Annotated in this window: 15 protein-coding genes; 9 read left to right on the top strand and 6 right to left on the bottom strand. The window is 64.4% G+C overall.

Going from position 1 to position 17,204, the window contains the following annotated elements:
* The first annotated feature begins 181 nt into the window (after nt 1-181).
* The 3 genes from B5V03_RS05830 (at nt 182) to B5V03_RS05820 (ending at nt 5,264) form a co-directional block, all read left to right on the top strand.
* The gene (locus B5V03_RS05830; protein ID WP_129268325.1) at nt 182-3,235 is read left to right on the top strand and encodes an ATP-binding protein; all 3,054 of its coding nucleotides are present in this window, start codon (nt 182-184) and stop codon (nt 3,233-3,235) included.
* A gap of 289 nt (nt 3,236-3,524) precedes the next feature.
* On the top strand, nt 3,525-4,730 hold the full coding sequence (locus tag B5V03_RS05825) for an OpgC domain-containing protein (protein WP_129268324.1): 1,206 nt from the start codon (nt 3,525-3,527) through the stop codon (nt 4,728-4,730).
* 45 nt (nt 4,731-4,775) lie between these two features.
* Nucleotides 4,776-5,264 carry a DUF2059 domain-containing protein gene (locus B5V03_RS05820; protein WP_129268323.1) on the top strand — a complete coding sequence of 163 codons (489 nt, stop codon included), beginning with the start codon at nt 4,776-4,778 and terminating at the stop codon, nt 5,262-5,264.
* 18 nt (nt 5,265-5,282) lie between these two features.
* On the opposite strand, the gene B5V03_RS05815 is transcribed toward B5V03_RS05820, so the two are convergent.
* Nucleotides 5,283-6,488, bottom strand: coding sequence for an ABC transporter substrate-binding protein (locus tag B5V03_RS05815; protein ID WP_129268322.1), 1,206 nt, complete (start codon nt 6,486-6,488; stop codon nt 5,283-5,285).
* Between the two features lie 153 nt (nt 6,489-6,641).
* Between B5V03_RS05815 and B5V03_RS05810 the strand changes: the two genes are divergently transcribed.
* Nucleotides 6,642-8,255, top strand: coding sequence for an acyl-CoA synthetase (locus B5V03_RS05810; RefSeq protein ID WP_129268321.1), 1,614 nt, complete (start codon nt 6,642-6,644; stop codon nt 8,253-8,255).
* A 35-nt stretch (nt 8,256-8,290) separates the two neighbouring features.
* Here the strand turns inward: B5V03_RS05810 and B5V03_RS05805 are convergent, their stop codons facing one another.
* Nucleotides 8,291-9,433: an MFS transporter gene (locus tag B5V03_RS05805; RefSeq protein WP_245502168.1), complete on the bottom strand. Its 1,143-nt coding sequence runs from the start codon at nt 9,431-9,433 to the stop codon at nt 8,291-8,293.
* Nucleotides 9,434-9,686: 253 nt separating this feature from the next.
* On the opposite strand from B5V03_RS05805, the gene B5V03_RS05800 reads away from it, so the two are divergent.
* From B5V03_RS05800 to B5V03_RS05790, 3 genes are all read left to right on the top strand, one after another.
* The gene (locus tag B5V03_RS05800) at nt 9,687-10,490 is read left to right on the top strand and encodes an MBL fold metallo-hydrolase (RefSeq protein ID WP_129268319.1); all 804 of its coding nucleotides are present in this window, start codon (nt 9,687-9,689) and stop codon (nt 10,488-10,490) included.
* Nucleotides 10,491-10,647: 157 nt separating this feature from the next.
* Entirely contained in the window at nt 10,648-11,664 is a 1,017-nt protein-coding gene (locus tag B5V03_RS05795) for an alpha/beta fold hydrolase (RefSeq protein WP_129268318.1), read from the top strand.
* A gap of 15 nt (nt 11,665-11,679) precedes the next feature.
* Nucleotides 11,680-12,627, top strand: coding sequence for a fatty acid desaturase (locus B5V03_RS05790; protein WP_129268317.1), 948 nt, complete (start codon nt 11,680-11,682; stop codon nt 12,625-12,627).
* Nucleotides 12,628-12,683: 56 nt separating this feature from the next.
* Here B5V03_RS05790 and B5V03_RS05785 read toward each other — a convergent pair whose 3' ends face one another.
* Together B5V03_RS05785 and B5V03_RS05780 are read right to left on the bottom strand one after the other, a co-directional pair.
* On the bottom strand, nt 12,684-12,917 hold the full coding sequence (locus B5V03_RS05785; RefSeq protein WP_129268316.1) for a hypothetical protein: 234 nt from the start codon (nt 12,915-12,917) through the stop codon (nt 12,684-12,686).
* 138 nt (nt 12,918-13,055) lie between these two features.
* Nucleotides 13,056-14,060: a helix-turn-helix transcriptional regulator gene (locus B5V03_RS05780; protein ID WP_129268315.1), complete on the bottom strand. Its 1,005-nt coding sequence runs from the start codon at nt 14,058-14,060 to the stop codon at nt 13,056-13,058.
* An 83-nt stretch (nt 14,061-14,143) separates the two neighbouring features.
* Between B5V03_RS05780 and B5V03_RS05775 the strand changes: the two genes are divergently transcribed.
* Both B5V03_RS05775 and B5V03_RS05770 read left to right on the top strand, forming a co-directional pair.
* Nucleotides 14,144-14,788 (top strand): glutathione S-transferase family protein, encoded by a 645-nt coding sequence (locus B5V03_RS05775; RefSeq protein WP_129268314.1) that lies wholly within the window; start codon nt 14,144-14,146, stop codon nt 14,786-14,788.
* 18 nt (nt 14,789-14,806) lie between these two features.
* Nucleotides 14,807-15,241: a DUF6157 family protein gene (locus B5V03_RS05770; RefSeq protein WP_206736122.1), complete on the top strand. Its 435-nt coding sequence runs from the start codon at nt 14,807-14,809 to the stop codon at nt 15,239-15,241.
* Here B5V03_RS05770 and B5V03_RS05765 read toward each other — a convergent pair whose 3' ends face one another.
* Together B5V03_RS05765 and B5V03_RS05760 are read right to left on the bottom strand one after the other, a co-directional pair.
* Entirely contained in the window at nt 15,242-16,027 is a 786-nt protein-coding gene (locus tag B5V03_RS05765) for an enoyl-CoA hydratase/isomerase family protein (protein WP_129268313.1), read from the bottom strand. It abuts the gene before it with no gap.
* A 12-nt stretch (nt 16,028-16,039) separates the two neighbouring features.
* Nucleotides 16,040-17,149: a cyclic nucleotide-gated ion channel gene (locus tag B5V03_RS05760; protein ID WP_129268312.1), complete on the bottom strand. Its 1,110-nt coding sequence runs from the start codon at nt 17,147-17,149 to the stop codon at nt 16,040-16,042.
* Nucleotides 17,150-17,204: the final 55 nt, after the last annotated feature.

Here is a 17,204-nt window from a genome sequence, read left to right as displayed (position 1 = left end):
CGCGCGCAAAACGGTATCACTCAAAAATGTGCTTCGTCCAGATATCCGCCCGCCGGAGATGCAGCCATACTGGTTTGCAAGTTTGATTGCCACGAATCCTGCGATGGGTAATCTTGTGTCAGGCTCTTCGTGAGCGCCGGTTGGCAACAGACGGCGCCGTGACTTTCTGTAAGGCACTGAAATGCATTGTGTCGCGTGCCAGTCGACGATCGACCCAAGCGATAGCTGGTGCTCCAAATGCGGGGTGGCCGTGCGGCGTTCCGAGCCGGACAGCGAACGCCGGTTCGTGACGATCCTCCGCGCCGACGTCATTGATTCAACCGGGCTGGTCGCCGAGCTCGATCCGGAGGAGGCGGTCTCGCGGCTGGAGCCGGCCCTGGCCGCGATGAGGGGGGCGGTGCGTCAATTCGGGGGCATCGTCAGCAAGGAATTGGGCGACGGGCTCGCAGCGGTGTTCGGCGCCCCGATCGCGGACGACAATCACGCGCCCTTGGCGTGCCACGCGGCGATCGAGCTGGTCCGGCGCGTCGCTGGCCTGGGTGACCCCGGACTTCAGGTTCGGGTCGGTCTCCACTCCGGCCATGTCGTTGCCTACATGGTCGCCAGCGAGTTTTCCAAGGTCTACGAGATCGGCGGGGCGGCCCAGCATCTGGCCGCCCGACTGGAGTCGGCGGCCGAGGCGAATCAGATCTACGTGTCGCAGGCCTGCCAGGAGCTTGCCGAGGGTCACGTCCGCTTCGAGTTTCTCGGCGGCAAGCTGCTACGGGGCTTCAACCAGTCTGTGCCGGTCTACCGGATCGTGGGTGCGAGTGACCTGTCGAGCTGGCGGGTGCGACGGGCGCGCAGCGTCTCCCGGTTCGTCGATCGCACGACCGAGCGGGCGCTGCTGGCGCGTGCCGTCGAGAACGCCAGATCGAACCGGCAGACGGTCCTGCTGCTCGGCGACGCCGGCATCGGCAAATCGCGGCTCGCACACGAGTTCGTCCAGGAACTCAGGGGGCAGGGCTGGCGCATGATCGATGCCGAGTGCAGCCCGAATCTCCAGGGCGCTTCGTTCAGCACGCTCAAGCGGGTTTTGCTCTCGGTTCTGGAGACCGCTGCAAGGGACCCCGACGGCCCTGGAGATATCAGGGAGGACCTCGGGGAGATTCAGCGCTGCGCCCTCGACGCGGTGCTCGATCTGCCGATATCGAATCCGCAATGGAATCAGCTCGAGCCCCACGCGAGAGGACGTGCGATCTCCGATGCAAGCTGCGCCATCGTCGATGGCATCGCCCGCCGTCAACGGACGGTGCTTCTGCTCGAGGATCTGCACTGGATCGACCGGGCCAGCGATACGGTCATGGCTGCGATTGCTTCGCTGCAGGCGCCCGATCTTCTCGTGCTCCTCACCTCCAGGCCGAACGGCATGCCGGTCTGGATCGCGCGCTGCCGTGCCGAGGTCGTCGCGATGCGGCCCCTCGACGACGATTCCGGGCTGGCCATGCTGGCCGACATGCTCGGTCCTTCCGCGGCGAACGACGATCTGAAGAACCGGATCATTTCGCACACAGCCAACGTCCCTCTCTTCATCGAGGAGGTCTGCCGGGGCTTGCGGGACAGCGGAACGCTCCGCGGCCAGTGGGGCGATCTCGCGCTCGTGCGCCCGATCGAGGAACTCGGCATTCCCTCCAGCATCCAGGGCGTGATTGCGGCGCGCCTTGATCGGGTGTCGCGTCAGGAACGTTCCGTGTTGCAGATCGCGGCCGCGCTTGGGCCGAGATCGAGCGTCGCCATGCTGCGTAAGCTCGCCGAGCTGCCCGAGGATGCCCTTCAGGATGGCCTCGCGGCGCTTGATCGCGCCGAGCTGCTGGTGAGAATCGACAGCGAACTGGATGACGCGCTCGAATTTCGGCACGAGATGGTCCGCCAGGTGACCTACGATTCGATGGTCGACAAGGTGCGCGAAGACATTCATGCGCGCGTGCTTGCGACGTTCGAGAGCGACGGAACGTCCACGGATGAGCCCGATACGCTCTGCTATCACGCGGTGCGGGCCAAGGATTGGTACAAGGCGTTCGTTCACGGCAAGAGCGCAGGACGAAAATGCCTGAGCCGGTCGGCCTTTTCCGACGCGGCGAATTATTTCGAAATCGCGATGGGCGCGCTCGACAAGACCGCGATGACGCCTTTGCGGGAGACCGATGCGATCGACCTGCGGATGGAAGCACGCGCGGCCTTCATCGCGTCCGGCCAGGTGGCCGAGTGGCTCGACCTTGGAAAAGAGGCCGAGCGAAGGGCCGGCGCGATCGACGACATCGGGCGCAGGGTTGCCGCCATGACGGTCAGAGCCGGCGCGCAGAACTTCTATGGAGCACCGGTTGAGGCGGTCGTGGTGTCTGAAGAGGTGGTCCGCCTCGCGGAGGAGTGGGGCAATCAGGGTTGGCTCAATCTTGCAAGATACGGTCTCGGACAGGCCTATTTCCTCGCCGGCCGCTACCGCGAAGCTGTGCAGACATTGGCGCTGGCTCATGCCCAGCTGGCGGGCCCGGACGCCAGTGCTCCGATCGGGACGACCCCAAGATATTTGCTGCTGCTCTGCTGCATGATGAAGGGTTTTACCCACACCGTGATGGGCGAACTCGATACCGCCGCGCAGCTCCAGCAACAGGCGTCCGCGATCGCGGCCGAGACCGATCGCCCCTATGATCGGGCCGGTGCCGCCTATAGCGGCGGCTGGCTGATGCTCGGCCGCGGCGATCCGGCGGCGGCCGCTGCCATCCTTGAAGACGGCTTTGTGCTGGCGCAGAAGCACGGCATCCGCCTGTTCGTGCCGGTGCTCGCCTGTCATCTCGGCATCGCCTATCTGGAGCAGGGGCTGTTCGACCGGGCGCGCGGCATGCTGGCCGAGGCGCGCGAGGAGGCGAAGGCGGTCGGCTATACCTCGGCGGTGCTGCGCAGCTCGATCTATCTCGCGCTCGCCACCTGGCGTCTCGGCGACGTCAATGCCGCACAGAATATGCTGCGCGAGGCGCGCAACACTGCCCGCCAGCAGGGGTTTTCGGGGCTCGAGGCCGAGGCCCTGCTTGGCGAGGCCATCGTGACGCCAGCCTCGGATGCCGCGAACAAGGCCGCGATCATCGTCGCCCTGCGGGCGGCCATCGCGATCGCCTCCGAAAGCGGTGCGCTGCCGCTCCAGCACAAGGCCGAGGCGCTGCTGAACGAGGCGCTCGCGAGGGGCGGCGAGCTGACCTGACTGTCCTTCATGGTGTGCCGTCAGGCCGATTTTTTGCCCGACGGGTCATCCAGGTTTCCTAAGCAAAGCAATGACTTACGAGGCCACCTCTACTGTGCATGGGGTTGTTTTCGACCTTTTTTGATGGGGCGCTGCCGCGTGCCGGTCGCAGAAACAGCCCTTGCACGGCCGCTGCGGTCGGCTACCGTTGCCACTAGCCGCAGGGCCAGGTGACTTTTGTTTTACATTTTTTAGCATCCCATTTTGCCGGCGCCGCGATGGCGCGACGCCCACGATAAGAGGCGGGGCCATGATCACACGGGACCAGTCAGCTCTGCTTGCGCCGGTCGAGCGCGATTTGCGGCTCGATCTCTTCCGCGGCATCGGGTTGTGGATGATCTTCCTCGATCACATCCCGCACGACGTCGTGGCGTGGCTGACCTTGCGCAATTACGGCTTCAGCGACGCCGCCGAGTTCTTCGTCTTCATCTCCGGCTATCTGGTCGGCTGGATCTACGGGCCGATCGTCGCCGGCGGCTGGTTTCTCGCCGCGCTGAAACGGCTGTGGCGGCGCGCGCTCGAGATGTATGTCGCCCACATCATGCTGTTCCTGCTGTTCACGGCGCAGATCGCCCGCACCGCGCGCCGCTTCGACAATCCGATGTACGAGCACGAGTTCAACGTGTTCAATTTCCTGTCGCATCCGGACGAGCTGATCGGGCAGGCGATCCTGCTGAAATACAAGCCGGTCAATCTCGACGTGCTGCCGCTCTACATCACGCTGGTGTTCGCCTCGCCCTTCATCGTGTGGTGCCTGGTGCGCCGGCCGAACCTGACGCTCGTGGCCTCCGCGGTGCTCTATGTGCTGTCGCGCTGGTTCGACTGGAACGTCGCCTCCTATCCGCCCGGCACGACCTGGTATTTCAACCCGTTCTGCTGGCAGCTGATGTTCGTGTTCGCGGCCTGGTGCGGCATCGGCCAGATCGAGAAGGTCGCGACATGGGTGTGGTCGAGAGCGGCGATGGCGCTCGCGGCCGCATGGCTCGTCTTCGCGCTGCTGATCGTGATGACCTGGCACCTCCCGGCGCTCGAAGCCCTGATTCCGAAATGGATGATCAAGGCGATCTATCCGATCGACAAGACCGATCTCGACATGCTGCGCTTCACGCACTTCCTGGCGCTGGCGATCTGGGTGACCTATTTCGTCTCGCGCAAATGGCGGGCGCGGCATGTGACCTGGCTGCGGCCCGTAATCCTGTGTGGCCAGCATTCGCTGCCGATCTTCTGCTTGGGCGTGTTCCTGTCGTTCTCGGCGCACTGGATCCTGACCCAGTACACCAAGGGCGTCTGGGAGCAGCTCGCCGTCTCCGCCGTCGGCATCGTCATCATGATCGGCGCTGCCTGGCTGCTCGACCGCGCCGAACGCGTGCCGAACCTGTTCGTGAAGGTGACGGAGGTCGAGGAGGCCGACACGGCATTGGACCGCGCGCCGGCAGAGGCGCCCGCGAGACCTTGAGCGCGCCAGCCAGCATTCTCGTGGAGACTTCCGACGGAGTGGTTCATGTCCAGACGTTTGCTAATGATCGCCGCCGCCCTGCTGCTCCTCGTTTGTAATGTCTCCGCGCAGGCGCCATCGCCTGAGGCGATGGCCGCTGCACGCAAGCTCGTGGTCACCCTGAAGATCGCGGATCAGTACCGTGCATTGCTGCCGCAGCTCCTGCTCAAGCTCCGGCCGGTGGTGGCGCAGGACAGGCCGGAGATCGAGCGCGACTACGACGCGCTGACGGCGCCCGGCTCGGATATCTACACTCCATACCTCGCCTCGATGACTGACCAGATCGCAGCCCTCTACGCCGCAAGCTTTGGCGTCGATGAGCTGCGCCAGATCGAGGCTTTCTATTCTCAGCCTGCGGGCCAGAAATTCCTGCAGAAGTCCGATGCGCTGGCGCAGGCAGCTGCGCAGATCAGCCAGGACGTCAGCCAGAAGGCCGCCGACGAACTGAAGCAGCGCCTCACCGAGGCGCTGCGCCAGAAGGGACACAAGCTCTGAGAGAGGCGCGAAGACGCCTCACTTCACCAGCGGGCAGCCACCGTCCTTCAGCGGCCGGAACGCCTGGTCGGCGGGGACCTCGGCCAGCAGCTTGTAATAGTCCCACAGGCCCTTCGACTCCTCGGGCTTCTTCACCTGGAACAGGAACATGCTGTGCACCATGCGGCCGTCCTCGCGCAGGATGCCGCTGTCGGTGAAGGCATCCTTCACCGGCAGCTCGCGCATCTTCGCCATCACCGTCTTGGTGTCCCGGGTAGCCGCGGCCTGCACGGCCTTGAGGTAGTGCAACGTCGCGCTGTAGGTCGCGGCCTGGTTCATCGTCGGCATCCGCTTGACGCGCTCCTGAAAACGCTTGCCGAAGGCGCGGGTCTTGTCGTTGAGATCCCAGTAATAGGCCTCGGTGATGATCAGCCCCTGCGCGAGCTTCAGCCCCAGGCTATGCACGTCGGAGATGAACATCACAATGGCCGCGAGATTTTGGCCGCTGGCGACGATGCCGAATTCGCCGGCCTGCTTGATGGCGTTGATGGTGTCGCCGCCGCCATTGGCAAGCCCGATGATCCTGGCCTTGGAGGCCTGGGCCTGCAGCAGGAAGGACGAGAAGTCGGCCGTATTGAGCGGATGCTTGACGCTGCCGAGCACCTTGCCGCCCGCGGCCCTCACGACGTCGCCGGTGTCGCGCTCGATCGAATGGCCGAACACATAATCCGCGGTAAGGAAAAACCAGCTGTCGCCGCCGTTCTTGACGATGGCGCTGCCCACCGTGTGGGCGTTGGCATAGGTGTCGTAGGTCCAGTGCGCGGTATAGGGCGAGCAGGACTTCCCGGTGATGTCGGAGCTCGCCGCGTCCGTCACGATCATGATCTTCTCGTACTGCTTCGACAACTCCATCACCGCGAGCGCGGTGGCCGAGGTCGGCAGGTCGATGATCATGTCGACGCCTTCGGTCTCCCACCATTTGCGGGCGATGGTGGAGGCGACGTCGGGCTTGTTGAGCACGTCGGCCGAGACCATGTCGATCGGCTTGCCGAACATCTGCCCACCAAAATCCTCGATCGCCATCTTGGTGGCTTCGACATTGCCCTGGCCGCCGATGTCGGAATAGACGGAGGAGAAGTCGGAGAGCACACCGATCTTGAGTGGGGTCTGCTGGGCAGACGATGGATCGATGAAAGATGCAGACAGCAGCCCCGCCGCAAAAGCGGCGCGCGCGATCCGATGCATGACATTTCCCCCGATATTATAATTGGTGCACAGGCCCAAGCTTGCTCCGGCGACGCGGCAATTCTTGCGTCATGACGCCGCCGGTCAGGCAATTTGACGCGGCCGGCAGCGCCGACTACCCTTTGCGCAAATCGCAAAGTCTGGGGAGTGGAAATGTCGAACGACACCGCGGCAACCATCGCGAAAGCGCGCGAGCATTCGATCGGCGATCTGCTGCGCCGCTCGGCGGGCCGTGAGCCAAACAAGCTCGCGGTGAGCTGCGGCAGGGTGAGCTGGACCTTCGCCGAGATGGACGCGATCTGCAACCGGCTCGGCCGCGGCCTGCTCGGTCTCGGCGTCAAGAAGGGCGACCGCTTTGCGGTACTCTCGCGCAACTCGCATGCTTTTGCAGCACTGCGTTTCGCACTGGCGCGGATCGGCGCCGTGCTGGTGCCGATCAACTTCATGCTCAATCCGGACGAGATCAATTTCATCCTCAAGAGCTCCGGCGCAAAGCTGCTCGCGACCGGGCCGGATTTCGTCGAGCCCGCGCGTGCGGCGAGCGCCAGGGATTGCGCAGTCGAAAAGATGATCTGGCTGCCGGGCGAGGATCCCGCCACGGCGCCCACGGGCCTCACCACCTTCGACGATCTCCTTGATGCCGACGGCTCGTACCTGGAGGCCTTCGTCGACAGCCGCGACCTCGCGCAGATCGTCTATACCAGCGGCACGGAATCGCTGCCCAAGGGCGCGATGCTGACCCATGAGGCCGTGATGTGGCAGTATGTCAGCTGTATCATCGACGGCGGCATGAGCGTGGATGATAAGTTTTTGCACGCGCTGCCGCTCTATCACTGCGCTCAGCTCGACGTCTTCCTGGGGCCGCAAGTGTATCTCGGCGCCTCCGGCATCATCACGGGCAAGCCGACCGCCGACAACATCCTGGCGCTGATCCAGGCGCACAAGATCACGTTGTTCTTCGCACCGCCGACGATCTGGATCGCGATGCTGCGCTCGCCGAATTTCGACAAGACCGACCTGTCTACCCTGCAGAAGGGCTATTACGGCGCCTCGATCATGCCGGTGGAGGTCCTTCTCGAACTGCAGCGCCGTTTGCCGAATGTCAAATTCTGGAATTTCTACGGCCAGACCGAGATCGCGCCGCTCGCGACCGTGCTGGGTCCTGCGGACCAACTGCGCAAGGCGGGCTCGGCCGGCAAGCCCGTGCTCAATGTCGAGACGCGCGTGGTCAACACGGCGATGGAAGATGTGAAAGTCGGCGAAGTCGGCGAGATCGTGCACCGCTCGCCGCATCTGCTCTCCGGCTATTACAACGATCCCGTCAAGACCGCGGCCGCGTTCACCGGCGGCTGGTTTCACTCCGGCGATCTCGCCACCGTCGATGACGAGGGCCACATCACCGTGGTCGATCGCGTCAAGGACATGATCAAGACCGGCGGCGAGAATGTCGCGAGCCGTGAGGTCGAGGAAATGGTCTACCGCATCCCAGCGGTTTCGGAGGTCGCCGTGGTCGGCCTGCCCGATCCACGCTGGATCGAGGCGGTGACCGCGATCGTCGTGGTCAAGAGCGGCGAGACGCTCGACGAGGACGCCGTGGTGAAACATTGCGCCGGCCAGATGGCGCATTTCAAGGTGCCCAAGCGCGTCATCTTCGTCGACAGCCTGCCGAAGAACCCAAGCGGAAAACTGCTCAAGCGCGAGCTGCGCCAGCGCTTCGTCGGGGCTGATACAATCGACAAGGCGGTTCAGAAGAATTTTGGGACGTGATGCTCTCTCCCCACTTGCAGGGAGGAGATCGCGCTTCAATACTTCTTCACGTGCGTCCCGAACGCCAGCCATAGCGCCATCGACGCAAGGCCGAAGCCGCCGAGCAGCAGGAAGGTGGGGCCGTAGCCGATCCACTGCGCGATCCAGCCGCCGAGCGCGGGGCTGAGGCTTGCGCCGACGCCCTGCACGGTGATGACGGCGCCCTGGCCGAGATTGATGCGGCCGGTGCCGTCGAGCGAGCGGGCGACCATGCCGGGCACGGCGACGGTCTGAAGTCCGGTGCCGATGCCGTCGAGCACCTGCATCGGGACCACGCCCCACCATCCCGTTACGAAGAATGCAAGCACGCCCCGGATTGGCAGAAACATGAAGGACACCAGGATCACCGGCCAGTAGTTGCGCTTTCCCGCGACCTGCATGGCGACCAGGGACGTCACGACCATCACGCCTTGCGCAATAACGACGGTGGTCGCAACGAAGCTCGGACCGTTGGCCTGGCCCTCGGCCACCGCCGCGAGGCTGTAGAGCGGGACGATCGCCGCATTGCCGAGATGGAAGATGGCAAGCGCAAGCGCCAGGACCAGGAGCGGCTTGTGCTTGAGGAGCACGGACATCGCATCCGGCGGGTTCTTGCTCTCGTCTTCCTTGCTGCCGCGAGCCTGGCGATCGTCGATGGCGTTGGCCGGGATCATCAGCACGCAGGCGATGGCGATGGCACCGAACACGGCCGCCAGCACGAACACCGAGACATAGCCGTATTTGTAGCCGAGATAGCCCGACAGTGCCGCGCCGACCATGTTGCCGGCGTGGTTGAAGGCCTGGTTGCGCCCGTTCAGGGCATTGAACCCTTTCTGCTTGGCGATGCCGAGGGTGATGCCGGTGACCGCCGGCACGATCGCAGCGCTCGCCAGCGATTGCGCGACCTGCGAGGCCGTCACCGCCCAGAAATTCTGCGAGATCAGGATGATCGCAGAGGCCAGCACCACGCAGATGCCGGGGATGACGACCCACAGGCGCTTGTTGCGGCTGGAATCGATGAAGCCGCCGATCGGCGTCGTCACCAGCATGCCCGCGACATTGCCGATCGTCATGGCCGTGCCGATCAATCCGCTCGCCCAGCCTCGTTCCTGGAGGAACACGCCGACGAACGGTCCGATGCCCGACTGCATGTCGGCCATGAAGAAATTGAGTGCAAACAGCGGCCAGATTCGAGACGGGGAGGGGCGCGATGTCATCGGGACGCTGAACGACTACCGGCTGAAGGTGGTCTCGTGCAAGCAGGGCTGACAAGACAGGCTGACATGGCCGGCCAACTGGCGCCGGGGCGGACCGGAAAGTAACATGCACCGATCGCGTTGGTTCCTCTGTCCTTGCGATTGGCGGGATCCGAATTACGCCATGGTATCCCGCTCTCCTTTCAGGATCACGATCATGCCTCTCTGGACCTGCGAAACCTGCGGCGCGCAATTTCCGGACAGCAAAAGGCCGCCCGCCACGTGCCCGATCTGCGAGGACGAGCGGCAATATGTGAACTGGAAAGGACAGGCGTTCTTCACGGGCGAAGCGTTGGCGGAACGTCATCGCCTGGTCTTGCGTGATGATCTCGGCCTGACCGGTCTCGCGCTCGAGCCGAGCTTTGCCATCGGCCAGCGCGCGCTGCTGGTCCCTCTGGTGGAGGGCTGCGTGATGTGGGACTGCGTGCCGCTGGCGACGCCGGCGGCGATTGCGCATGTGCGCTCGCTCGGCGGGCTGAAGGCGATCGCGATCTCACATCCGCATTACTATGGCGCGCTCGCCGACTGGAGCGAGGCGTTCGGCGGCGTGCCGGTCTATCTGCATGAAGATGATCGCCAATGGGTGACGCGGCAGCACTCTTCGGTCGTGCACTGGGCCGGCGATCACCACCGCATCTCGGACGATGTCACGTTGTTGCGCACCGGCGGTCATTTCGCGGGCGCCACCATGCTGCATCATGCGCGTGGTGCGGACGGGAAGGGCGCGCTGCTGACCGGCGACATCGCGCAGGTGACAATGGATCGCCGCTTCGTCAGCTTCATGTACTCCTATCCGAACTACATGCCGCTCAATGCCGCCGCGGTGCGGCGGATCGCAGCCGCCGTCGAGCCGCTCGCCTTCGATCGCATCTACGGCGCCTGGTGGGGCCGCAACGTCGCCTCGGGCGCCAAGGCCGCGTTCGCGGCGTCGGTGGCGCGATACATCGCGGCGATCGCCTGAGCGGCCACGGACAGAATCCCGTTGCCCTGGTTATATAACTGTACTATAAGTACAGTTATTAAGCGCGACGCAACGATGCGTTTGCCGGTTCGGCACGATCAATGCATCGTCGTTTCGGCGGGCGCGCTCTGCGGCCGCGTGAGCGGGAACTGGGTCCATGACGGCGCAGCGCGACTACGAGATCTTTGAGGCCGGCGACGTCACGCTTCAATCCGGTGCCCTCTTCCCCGCGTTGAAGCTCGCTTACCAGACCTATGGCACGTTGAGCCCCGCCAAGGACAACGTCATCCTCTACCCGACCTCGTTCAGCGCGCAGCATTTCGACACGGAGTGGCTGATCGGGCCCGAGGGCGTGCTCGACCCCACGCGATACTTCATCATCATCCCGAACCTGTTCGGCAACGGCCTGTCGTCCTCGCCGTCGAATACCGCCGCGCCGTTCCCAGAGGTCACTTATCACGACGCTATTGCCGTTCAGCACCGGTTGCTCACCGAGCGCTTCGGCATCACAAAACTCGCGCTGGTCTATGGCTGGTCGATGGGCGGCATGCAGGCCTATCACTGGGCGGCGCTGCGTCCAGATATGGTCGAGCGGGCCGCGGTGGTCTGTGGCAGTGCGCGCTGCGCGCCTTATAATTATGTTTTCCTCGAAAGCGTGAAGGCCGCGCTCACAGGTGACCCCGCCTTCCGCGACGGCCGCTTCGTCGAGAAGCCTGTCGCCGGCTATCGCGCGATGGGGCGCATCTATGCCGGCTGGGCGATGTCGCACGGTTTCTATCGCGACGAGCTCTGGCGTGAGGCGGGTTTTGCCTCGCTGGAGGACTATCTCGTCCGCGCCTGGGATGCCGCGTTTGCCCGCCGCGATGCCAACGATCTGCTGGCGCAGGTTGGTATTTGGCAGAACGGCGATATCAGCCGTTGCGCGACATTCGGCGGCGATCTCGATCGCGCGCTCGCCGCGATCAGAGCGCACATGCTGCTGACGCCGGGCGAAACCGATCGCTATTTCGATGTCCGCGACAACGAGGACGAACTCGGCAAGCTGGTCAACGCCAAATCCGCTGTGCTGCATCCGATCCCGTCGCTGCACGGCCATCGCGCCGGCAACCCCGTCAACAATCCGCGCGATCAGGCCTTCCTCAAGGCCGAGATCGCAGAACTCCTCAACAGGTAAGGCAGGCATCCAATCATGACTGACGCAATCGTTTCAGAGCCCGGTCATCGCCTGAAGCCGCTGACACCGGCCATGCTGCGCGAGCTGTCGGTCCGTTCCAATGTCCAGGGCGCCGCGCGCAGCCTCTGCCATTACGGCCTGGTCGTGCTGGTCGGCGCGCTGATCTGGAAAGTGACTGCGACCTACGGCGTCCTCTGGGCTCTGCCACTGATGGCCGTACAGGGCTATTTCGTCGCCTTCCTGTTCATGGCGCTGCACGAGACGGCGCACAAGACCGCGTTCCGGAGCCGCGGCCTCAACCTCGCGGTCGGCTATCTCTCGGGCTTCATCATCGGATCGCCCTACGAATATTACTGCCTGTTCCACTGGGATCATCATCGCTACACCCAGGATCCGGAAAAGGATCCGGAGCTGGTCGTCGGCGTGAGGCCCAAATCAGATGCGCAGCTCGCGCTCGCCTATAGCGGCCTGCTCCAGGTCGCGGGCCGCCTTCGGTTCATGCTCCGCCATGCCGTCACCGGCAAGGTCGTCGTGCCCTGGATCCCCGAGAACAAGCGCGGCATCATCGTCACGGAAGCACGCACCTATGCCGCGCTCTATGCGCTGTTGCTCGCGCTCTCGCTGTGGTTCTCCTCGGCGCTGCTGCTCTGGGGCTGGATCGTTCCGTTGATGATCGGGCAATCCTTTCTGCGGCCCTATCTCTATGCCGAGCATACCGGTTGCGATCGCACCCGCAGCGCTTTCGAGAACACCCGCACCACTTACACCGGCGCGGTCGTCAAATGGTTCACGTGGAACATGCCCTATCATGTCGAGCATCACGCCTATCCTTCGATCCCGTTTCACGCGCTGCCGAAGCTGAACGAAATCGTCGACGGCGAGATCGTCTACCGCGGCCGCGGCTACATCCGAACGACGCGCGAGACCTGGGCCTGGTTTCGCCGGCATCGGCCGATTGGTTAAGCCAACGCAAAGCTCCGGCCGCAGCGCGACCGGAGCTTTGTCGTGAAGACGGGATATCAGTAGATCCCGTAGGCGCAGACGTTCACGACGCGAACGCGCAGGCCGTGGCGGGTCTGGACGACGCGCTCCTGATAGCAATTGTTGACGTCGGTGTTGACGTAGATGCCGCCAAAGCCCCAGCCGGGACCCCAGTGATGATGGAAGCCGTGAGCCGAAGCGGCGGTGGGCGCGAGAGCGGCAACGCCGAGCGAGGTGGCGGCGATCAGACCAAGGGCAAGCTTACGAAACATCTTCATTCTCCAGTGTGGCGCAACGGCCGTTGTTGTGTCCCTGCTTCTCGGTCGGGCCGAAATGCGAATGCGTTCACACGGCGGGAGAGGAATCGTGTTTCAGGATTGTTTCGTCGGCTGCGGCAAGGTGCGCCGAGATCAGGCTTTCCGCGCCAGCCGCTTCGCGGCATGGGACGGCGTGCGATAACGCGCCGCCATCGCCTGCGTCATCTCCGCCATCTTCTCGCGGAGATCGGCGGGCTCCAGCACCTCAACCTCGGAGCCGAGCCGCAGCAATTCGGACGCGGCGTGCCATGAGGTCTTGCCGGTCGGCACTCTCGCGATGCGCCAGCCGTCTGCGTCGGCCACGTCTTCGATCTGCGTGCGCGCCCTGACGTAAGGCTGGCTCAGCGCGTCGAGCAGCTTCACGCCGAGCGCCGACAGCCGGACAATCGCGACATTGGGATGCATCTCCGCTTCGAGGCGCAGCGTTGCGTCCCGCCAATAGGCGGCGAGATCGAAATCGGCAGGACGGTCGAAGTGGTCGTCGAGTGCGGTACAGTCGAGCACGCGCGCGATACGATAGGTGCGCACGCTGCCATCGACTTGCCCGGCGAGATACCAGCTGCCGCCCTTCAGCACGAGACCGAGTGGCGCAACGCGGCGCTGCTTCTCGGCGCGCCAGCTCTGGTAGCGGATTTTGATCAGCGTCCCGCGCAGGGCCGCGCCGGCAATGGCGCGCAGATGTATTGGCTCTTCCGTCTCGCCGAACCAGCCGGGCGCGTCGAGGTAAAAACGCTCCTGCATCCGTCCGGCGTCTTCGCGCAAGTTTGCCGGCAGCGCCGCCATCAGCTTGTTCTGCGCGGCGATCATCGCCGCATCCAGCCCTAGCGCCGCGGCCGGGCCGGGGAGCCCGGCGAGGAATAGCGCTTCCGCCTCGTTCTGCGACAGGCCGTTCAGCCGGACGCGATAGCCGTCGAGCAGGCGGTAGCCGCCCTCCGCGCCGCGGTCGGCATAGACAGGAACCCCGGATGCCGCGAGCGCGTCGATGTCACGATAGATCGTGCGCACCGAGACCTCGCAGGCCTCCGCAAGCTCGGGCGCGGTGACCTGCCCCCTGGCCTGGAGGGTGGTGAGGATCGACATCATTCGGCTCGCGCGCATGATCTTTTAAATCATACCTGACACAGGATGTCAGGTATGATCCGCTACAACGCCATCGCCAGCCGGCCAGATGGAGACCTGCCATGACCGATCAAAACCGCATCATTCTGTATTATTCGCCGCAGAGCCGTGCCACCGGCACGCGGGTGCTGTTGGAGGAGCTTGGCGCTCCCTACGATCTCCATGTCCTCAACATGAAGGCCGGCGAGCAGCGCCAGCCCGCTTATCTCGCCATCAATCCGCTCGGCAAGGTGCCGGCGATCCGGCATGGCGAGGCGCTCGTGACCGAGCAGGTCGCCATCACCATCTATCTCGCCGACTTGTTTCCGCAAGCGGGGCTGACACCCGCGCTGAACGATCCGCTGCGCGGTCCTTACCTGCGCTGGATCGCCTATTACGGCTCATCGTTCGAGCCGGCCCTGATCGACAAGTTCATGCAGCGCGAGCCGGCGCCGATCACGCAGTCGCCCTATGCCGATTACGACACCATGCTCGGCGCGCTCGAGGCGCAATTGTCAAAGGGCCCGTATCTGCTCGGCGAGCGCATGACAGCCGCCGATGTTTTATGGGGCGTCGCGTTCAGCTGGACCATGATGTTCGGCATCGTGCCGAAGAAGGACGTCTTCGTCCGCTACGCCGAGCGCATGACCGCGCGGCCGGCGTTCCAGCGGATCACGGCGGCGGATGCCGAGATGGCCGCGGAGCATGCTAAGGCTGTTGGGGGGTGAACGAATCCGGGGTTGCAGATGACGATGCCGATGCACACGACCAACTGCTTCAACACTTTCATCCGGGTTGCTGAAGACTGTCCCGCGCGTACTGGCGAAGAGCCGCCGCTCCGCGGGGGAAAACCGACGGTGGCGTGCCTGCAATACGGGATGATCGCCAAGGCGCCCTACAAATACACGTCCGACGACGTGATCTTCGCGACGTCTGCGCCGGGACGCGAGCTCGATGTGAAGGCGACGAAAACGCAGAAGCATGCGGCCCGTGAAGCGTTCTTCTCCCGGGGGCAGGCGTGCATGAGGGCGTCGAGCCTGGGCAAGCGCTTCGGCTGGGGCGTTCATGCCGACCCTGAGGGCCGGATCGCGATCTACGCCGTCGACAGCAAACGCTACCAGGCGCTCGTCCGCGATTCCAGGCTCACGCAGGTGCGCGCGATGCGGTCGAAGCGGGCGTGATCAGAATTTTGGCGCTCGCTTCTCCGCAAACGCCTTGATGCCTTCCTTGATCTCGTCGCCGCGCATGCTGTCGCGGTGGCGCTGGTCGGCGGCTTGCTCGTCGAGCTCGCCGCGGGCGAATTCGTTGATCGCGCGCTTCATGCCGGCCATCGCCTGCGGCGCGTTGCCGGCGAGGACGCCGGCGAGCTTGTCGACCTCTTCATCCAAAAACTCCACCGGCACCATGGCGGTGAGATAGCCGATCCGCAGCATCTCCGGCGCACTGATCTTCTGTGCCGTCAAAAACAGCTTCTTCGCATTGTCGAGGCCGAGCCGCGTCACGTAGCGTTTGATGCCGCTCCGATAATAATGCAGCCCGAGCCGCGCCGCCGGCATGAACATCTCGGCGGTGTCGACGCCGATGCGGAAATCGCAGGCGAGCGCGAGGTCGGTCGACCCGCCATAGACGCCGCCGTTGAGACGGCAGATCGTCGGCACGCCCAGATCCTCCAGCCGGTTGACGACCACCTCGAACGCGGAGCCCGCGCTCTGCTGCTCGTTCGCACTCACTGCGCGCTCAGCCACCGAGTTGAGATCGTAGCCAGCCGAGAAGGCGCGCCCGGTGCCGGTCAGCACCAGCACGCGGATGGCGGGATCAGATTCGATCCGGTCGAACAATTTGACCAGCTCGCCGAGGTCTTCAGCCTGAAGCCTGTTCAGATGCTTCGGCCGGTTCAAACGGATGATGGCGCGTGCGCCGTTGATTTCGAGCACGGGGCTGGATGCCGCGTCGGTGATGTCCGACATTCTTGTCTCCTTTTATTTGTTTTCGAGCGTGCGCCGCTTCGCCTCGGTGTCGATGGTCTCGGCGAGATCCGGATGCCGTGCCATCAGCACGCGGAAATCGACGAGATCGAGCACCAGCAGCCGCGACACCTTCGTGGTCGAGACATTGGCCCCGCGCATGTTGTTGCCGAGCAGCGCCATCTCGCCGAAGAAGGCGCCTTCGCCAAGCTGCACCTTCTTGCCGGGCAAATCGACCTCGACCGCGCCGGCGGCGATGAAATACATGCAATCACCCTGCGTGCCCTTGCGGATGATCATGGTACGCGCCGGCAGCTCCATGGTGCGCAGCATGTGGGTGACGTCGGCGATGGCCGCAGGCCCCAGCGCCGCGAAGAACGGCACCTTGCTGACGGATTCCCAGGTCTTGAGGAAATTGTCGCGCCTTGTCTCGGCGGCAAAGCCGGTGGCCAAAATACCGGTCCAGGGACCGAACACGCCGAGGCCGGAGATCATCACCAGCGCCGCCACCATGCGTCCGAGCGGCGTCACCGGCACGACGTCACCATATCCCGTCGTTGTCATGGTCACCACCGCCCACCACAGCGCGGCGGGGACGCTGCCAAAGGTCTGCGGCTGCACGTCCCGCTCCAGGAAATATTCGGCGACGGAGGCGAGGAAGACCACCATCAGGAAGATCACGAGCACGCTGAGCAGCGGCCCCGATTCCAGCACCAGCACGCGGCGGAGCTGGCGCAGGCCCGGAATGCCCGGCACCACCTTCAGGACCCAGAGCACGCTGAGCAACCAGGCCGTCCGGGGCTCGGCGCCGAGAAGAAGCGCGGCCGGCACGGCCAGCGCTCCGATCGCGTCGACGATGCCGGCGGCGGAGGACATGTAGAGCGAAAGGCGTCCCGTCCGCGCCATGTGGCGCAGCCGGACGACCCATTCGAACACGAAATAGACGAGGCAGGCCCAGAGCAGGGCATCGACCCAGTGGTGCGCCGTTTCATAGGCCGGGCCAATCGTCAGCAGCACCATGCTGAGCACGCCGACGCTGACTGCCATATAGGCCGCCTTGGTCATGTTGCGGCCGGCCGTGGCGGCCGCGAACTGGGCCAGAGCGGAGATCAGCGGCATGGACATGGGGGAAAGGCGGCTCGGTTTTTGTCTTTTGCGGTCCCGACTGGAACCTCGGCGC

This window comes from Bradyrhizobium betae, assembly GCF_004123905.1.
Lineage (GTDB): Bacteria > Pseudomonadota > Alphaproteobacteria > Rhizobiales > Xanthobacteraceae > Bradyrhizobium > Bradyrhizobium betae_A.
Note: the sequence above shows the minus strand (reverse complement) of the source record. Positions and strands in the feature narration are given on the sequence as shown.

Coding starts and splice junctions, on each gene's coding strand:
- B5V03_RS05790 (WP_129268317.1), top strand. CDS start 11,680: ATGACTGACGCAATCGTTTCAGAGCCCGGTCATCGCCTGAAGCCGCTG.
- B5V03_RS05775 (WP_129268314.1), top strand. CDS start 14,144: ATGACCGATCAAAACCGCATCATTCTGTATTATTCGCCGCAGAGCCGT.
- B5V03_RS05760 (WP_129268312.1), bottom strand. CDS start 17,149: ATGTCCATGCCGCTGATCTCCGCTCTGGCCCAGTTCGCGGCCGCCACG.
- B5V03_RS05805 (WP_245502168.1), bottom strand. CDS start 9,433: ATGGCCGACATGCAGTCGGGCATCGGACCGTTCGTCGGCGTGTTCCTC.
- B5V03_RS05800 (WP_129268319.1), top strand. CDS start 9,687: ATGCCTCTCTGGACCTGCGAAACCTGCGGCGCGCAATTTCCGGACAGC.
- B5V03_RS05770 (WP_206736122.1), top strand. CDS start 14,807: ATGACGATGCCGATGCACACGACCAACTGCTTCAACACTTTCATCCGG.
- B5V03_RS05830 (WP_129268325.1), top strand. CDS start 182: ATGCATTGTGTCGCGTGCCAGTCGACGATCGACCCAAGCGATAGCTGG.
- B5V03_RS05820 (WP_129268323.1), top strand. CDS start 4,776: ATGTCCAGACGTTTGCTAATGATCGCCGCCGCCCTGCTGCTCCTCGTT.
- B5V03_RS05825 (WP_129268324.1), top strand. CDS start 3,525: ATGATCACACGGGACCAGTCAGCTCTGCTTGCGCCGGTCGAGCGCGAT.
- B5V03_RS05795 (WP_129268318.1), top strand. CDS start 10,648: ATGACGGCGCAGCGCGACTACGAGATCTTTGAGGCCGGCGACGTCACG.
- B5V03_RS05765 (WP_129268313.1), bottom strand. CDS start 16,027: ATGTCGGACATCACCGACGCGGCATCCAGCCCCGTGCTCGAAATCAAC.
- B5V03_RS05815 (WP_129268322.1), bottom strand. CDS start 6,488: ATGCATCGGATCGCGCGCGCCGCTTTTGCGGCGGGGCTGCTGTCTGCA.
- B5V03_RS05810 (WP_129268321.1), top strand. CDS start 6,642: ATGTCGAACGACACCGCGGCAACCATCGCGAAAGCGCGCGAGCATTCG.
- B5V03_RS05780 (WP_129268315.1), bottom strand. CDS start 14,060: ATGCGCGCGAGCCGAATGATGTCGATCCTCACCACCCTCCAGGCCAGG.
- B5V03_RS05785 (WP_129268316.1), bottom strand. CDS start 12,917: ATGTTTCGTAAGCTTGCCCTTGGTCTGATCGCCGCCACCTCGCTCGGC.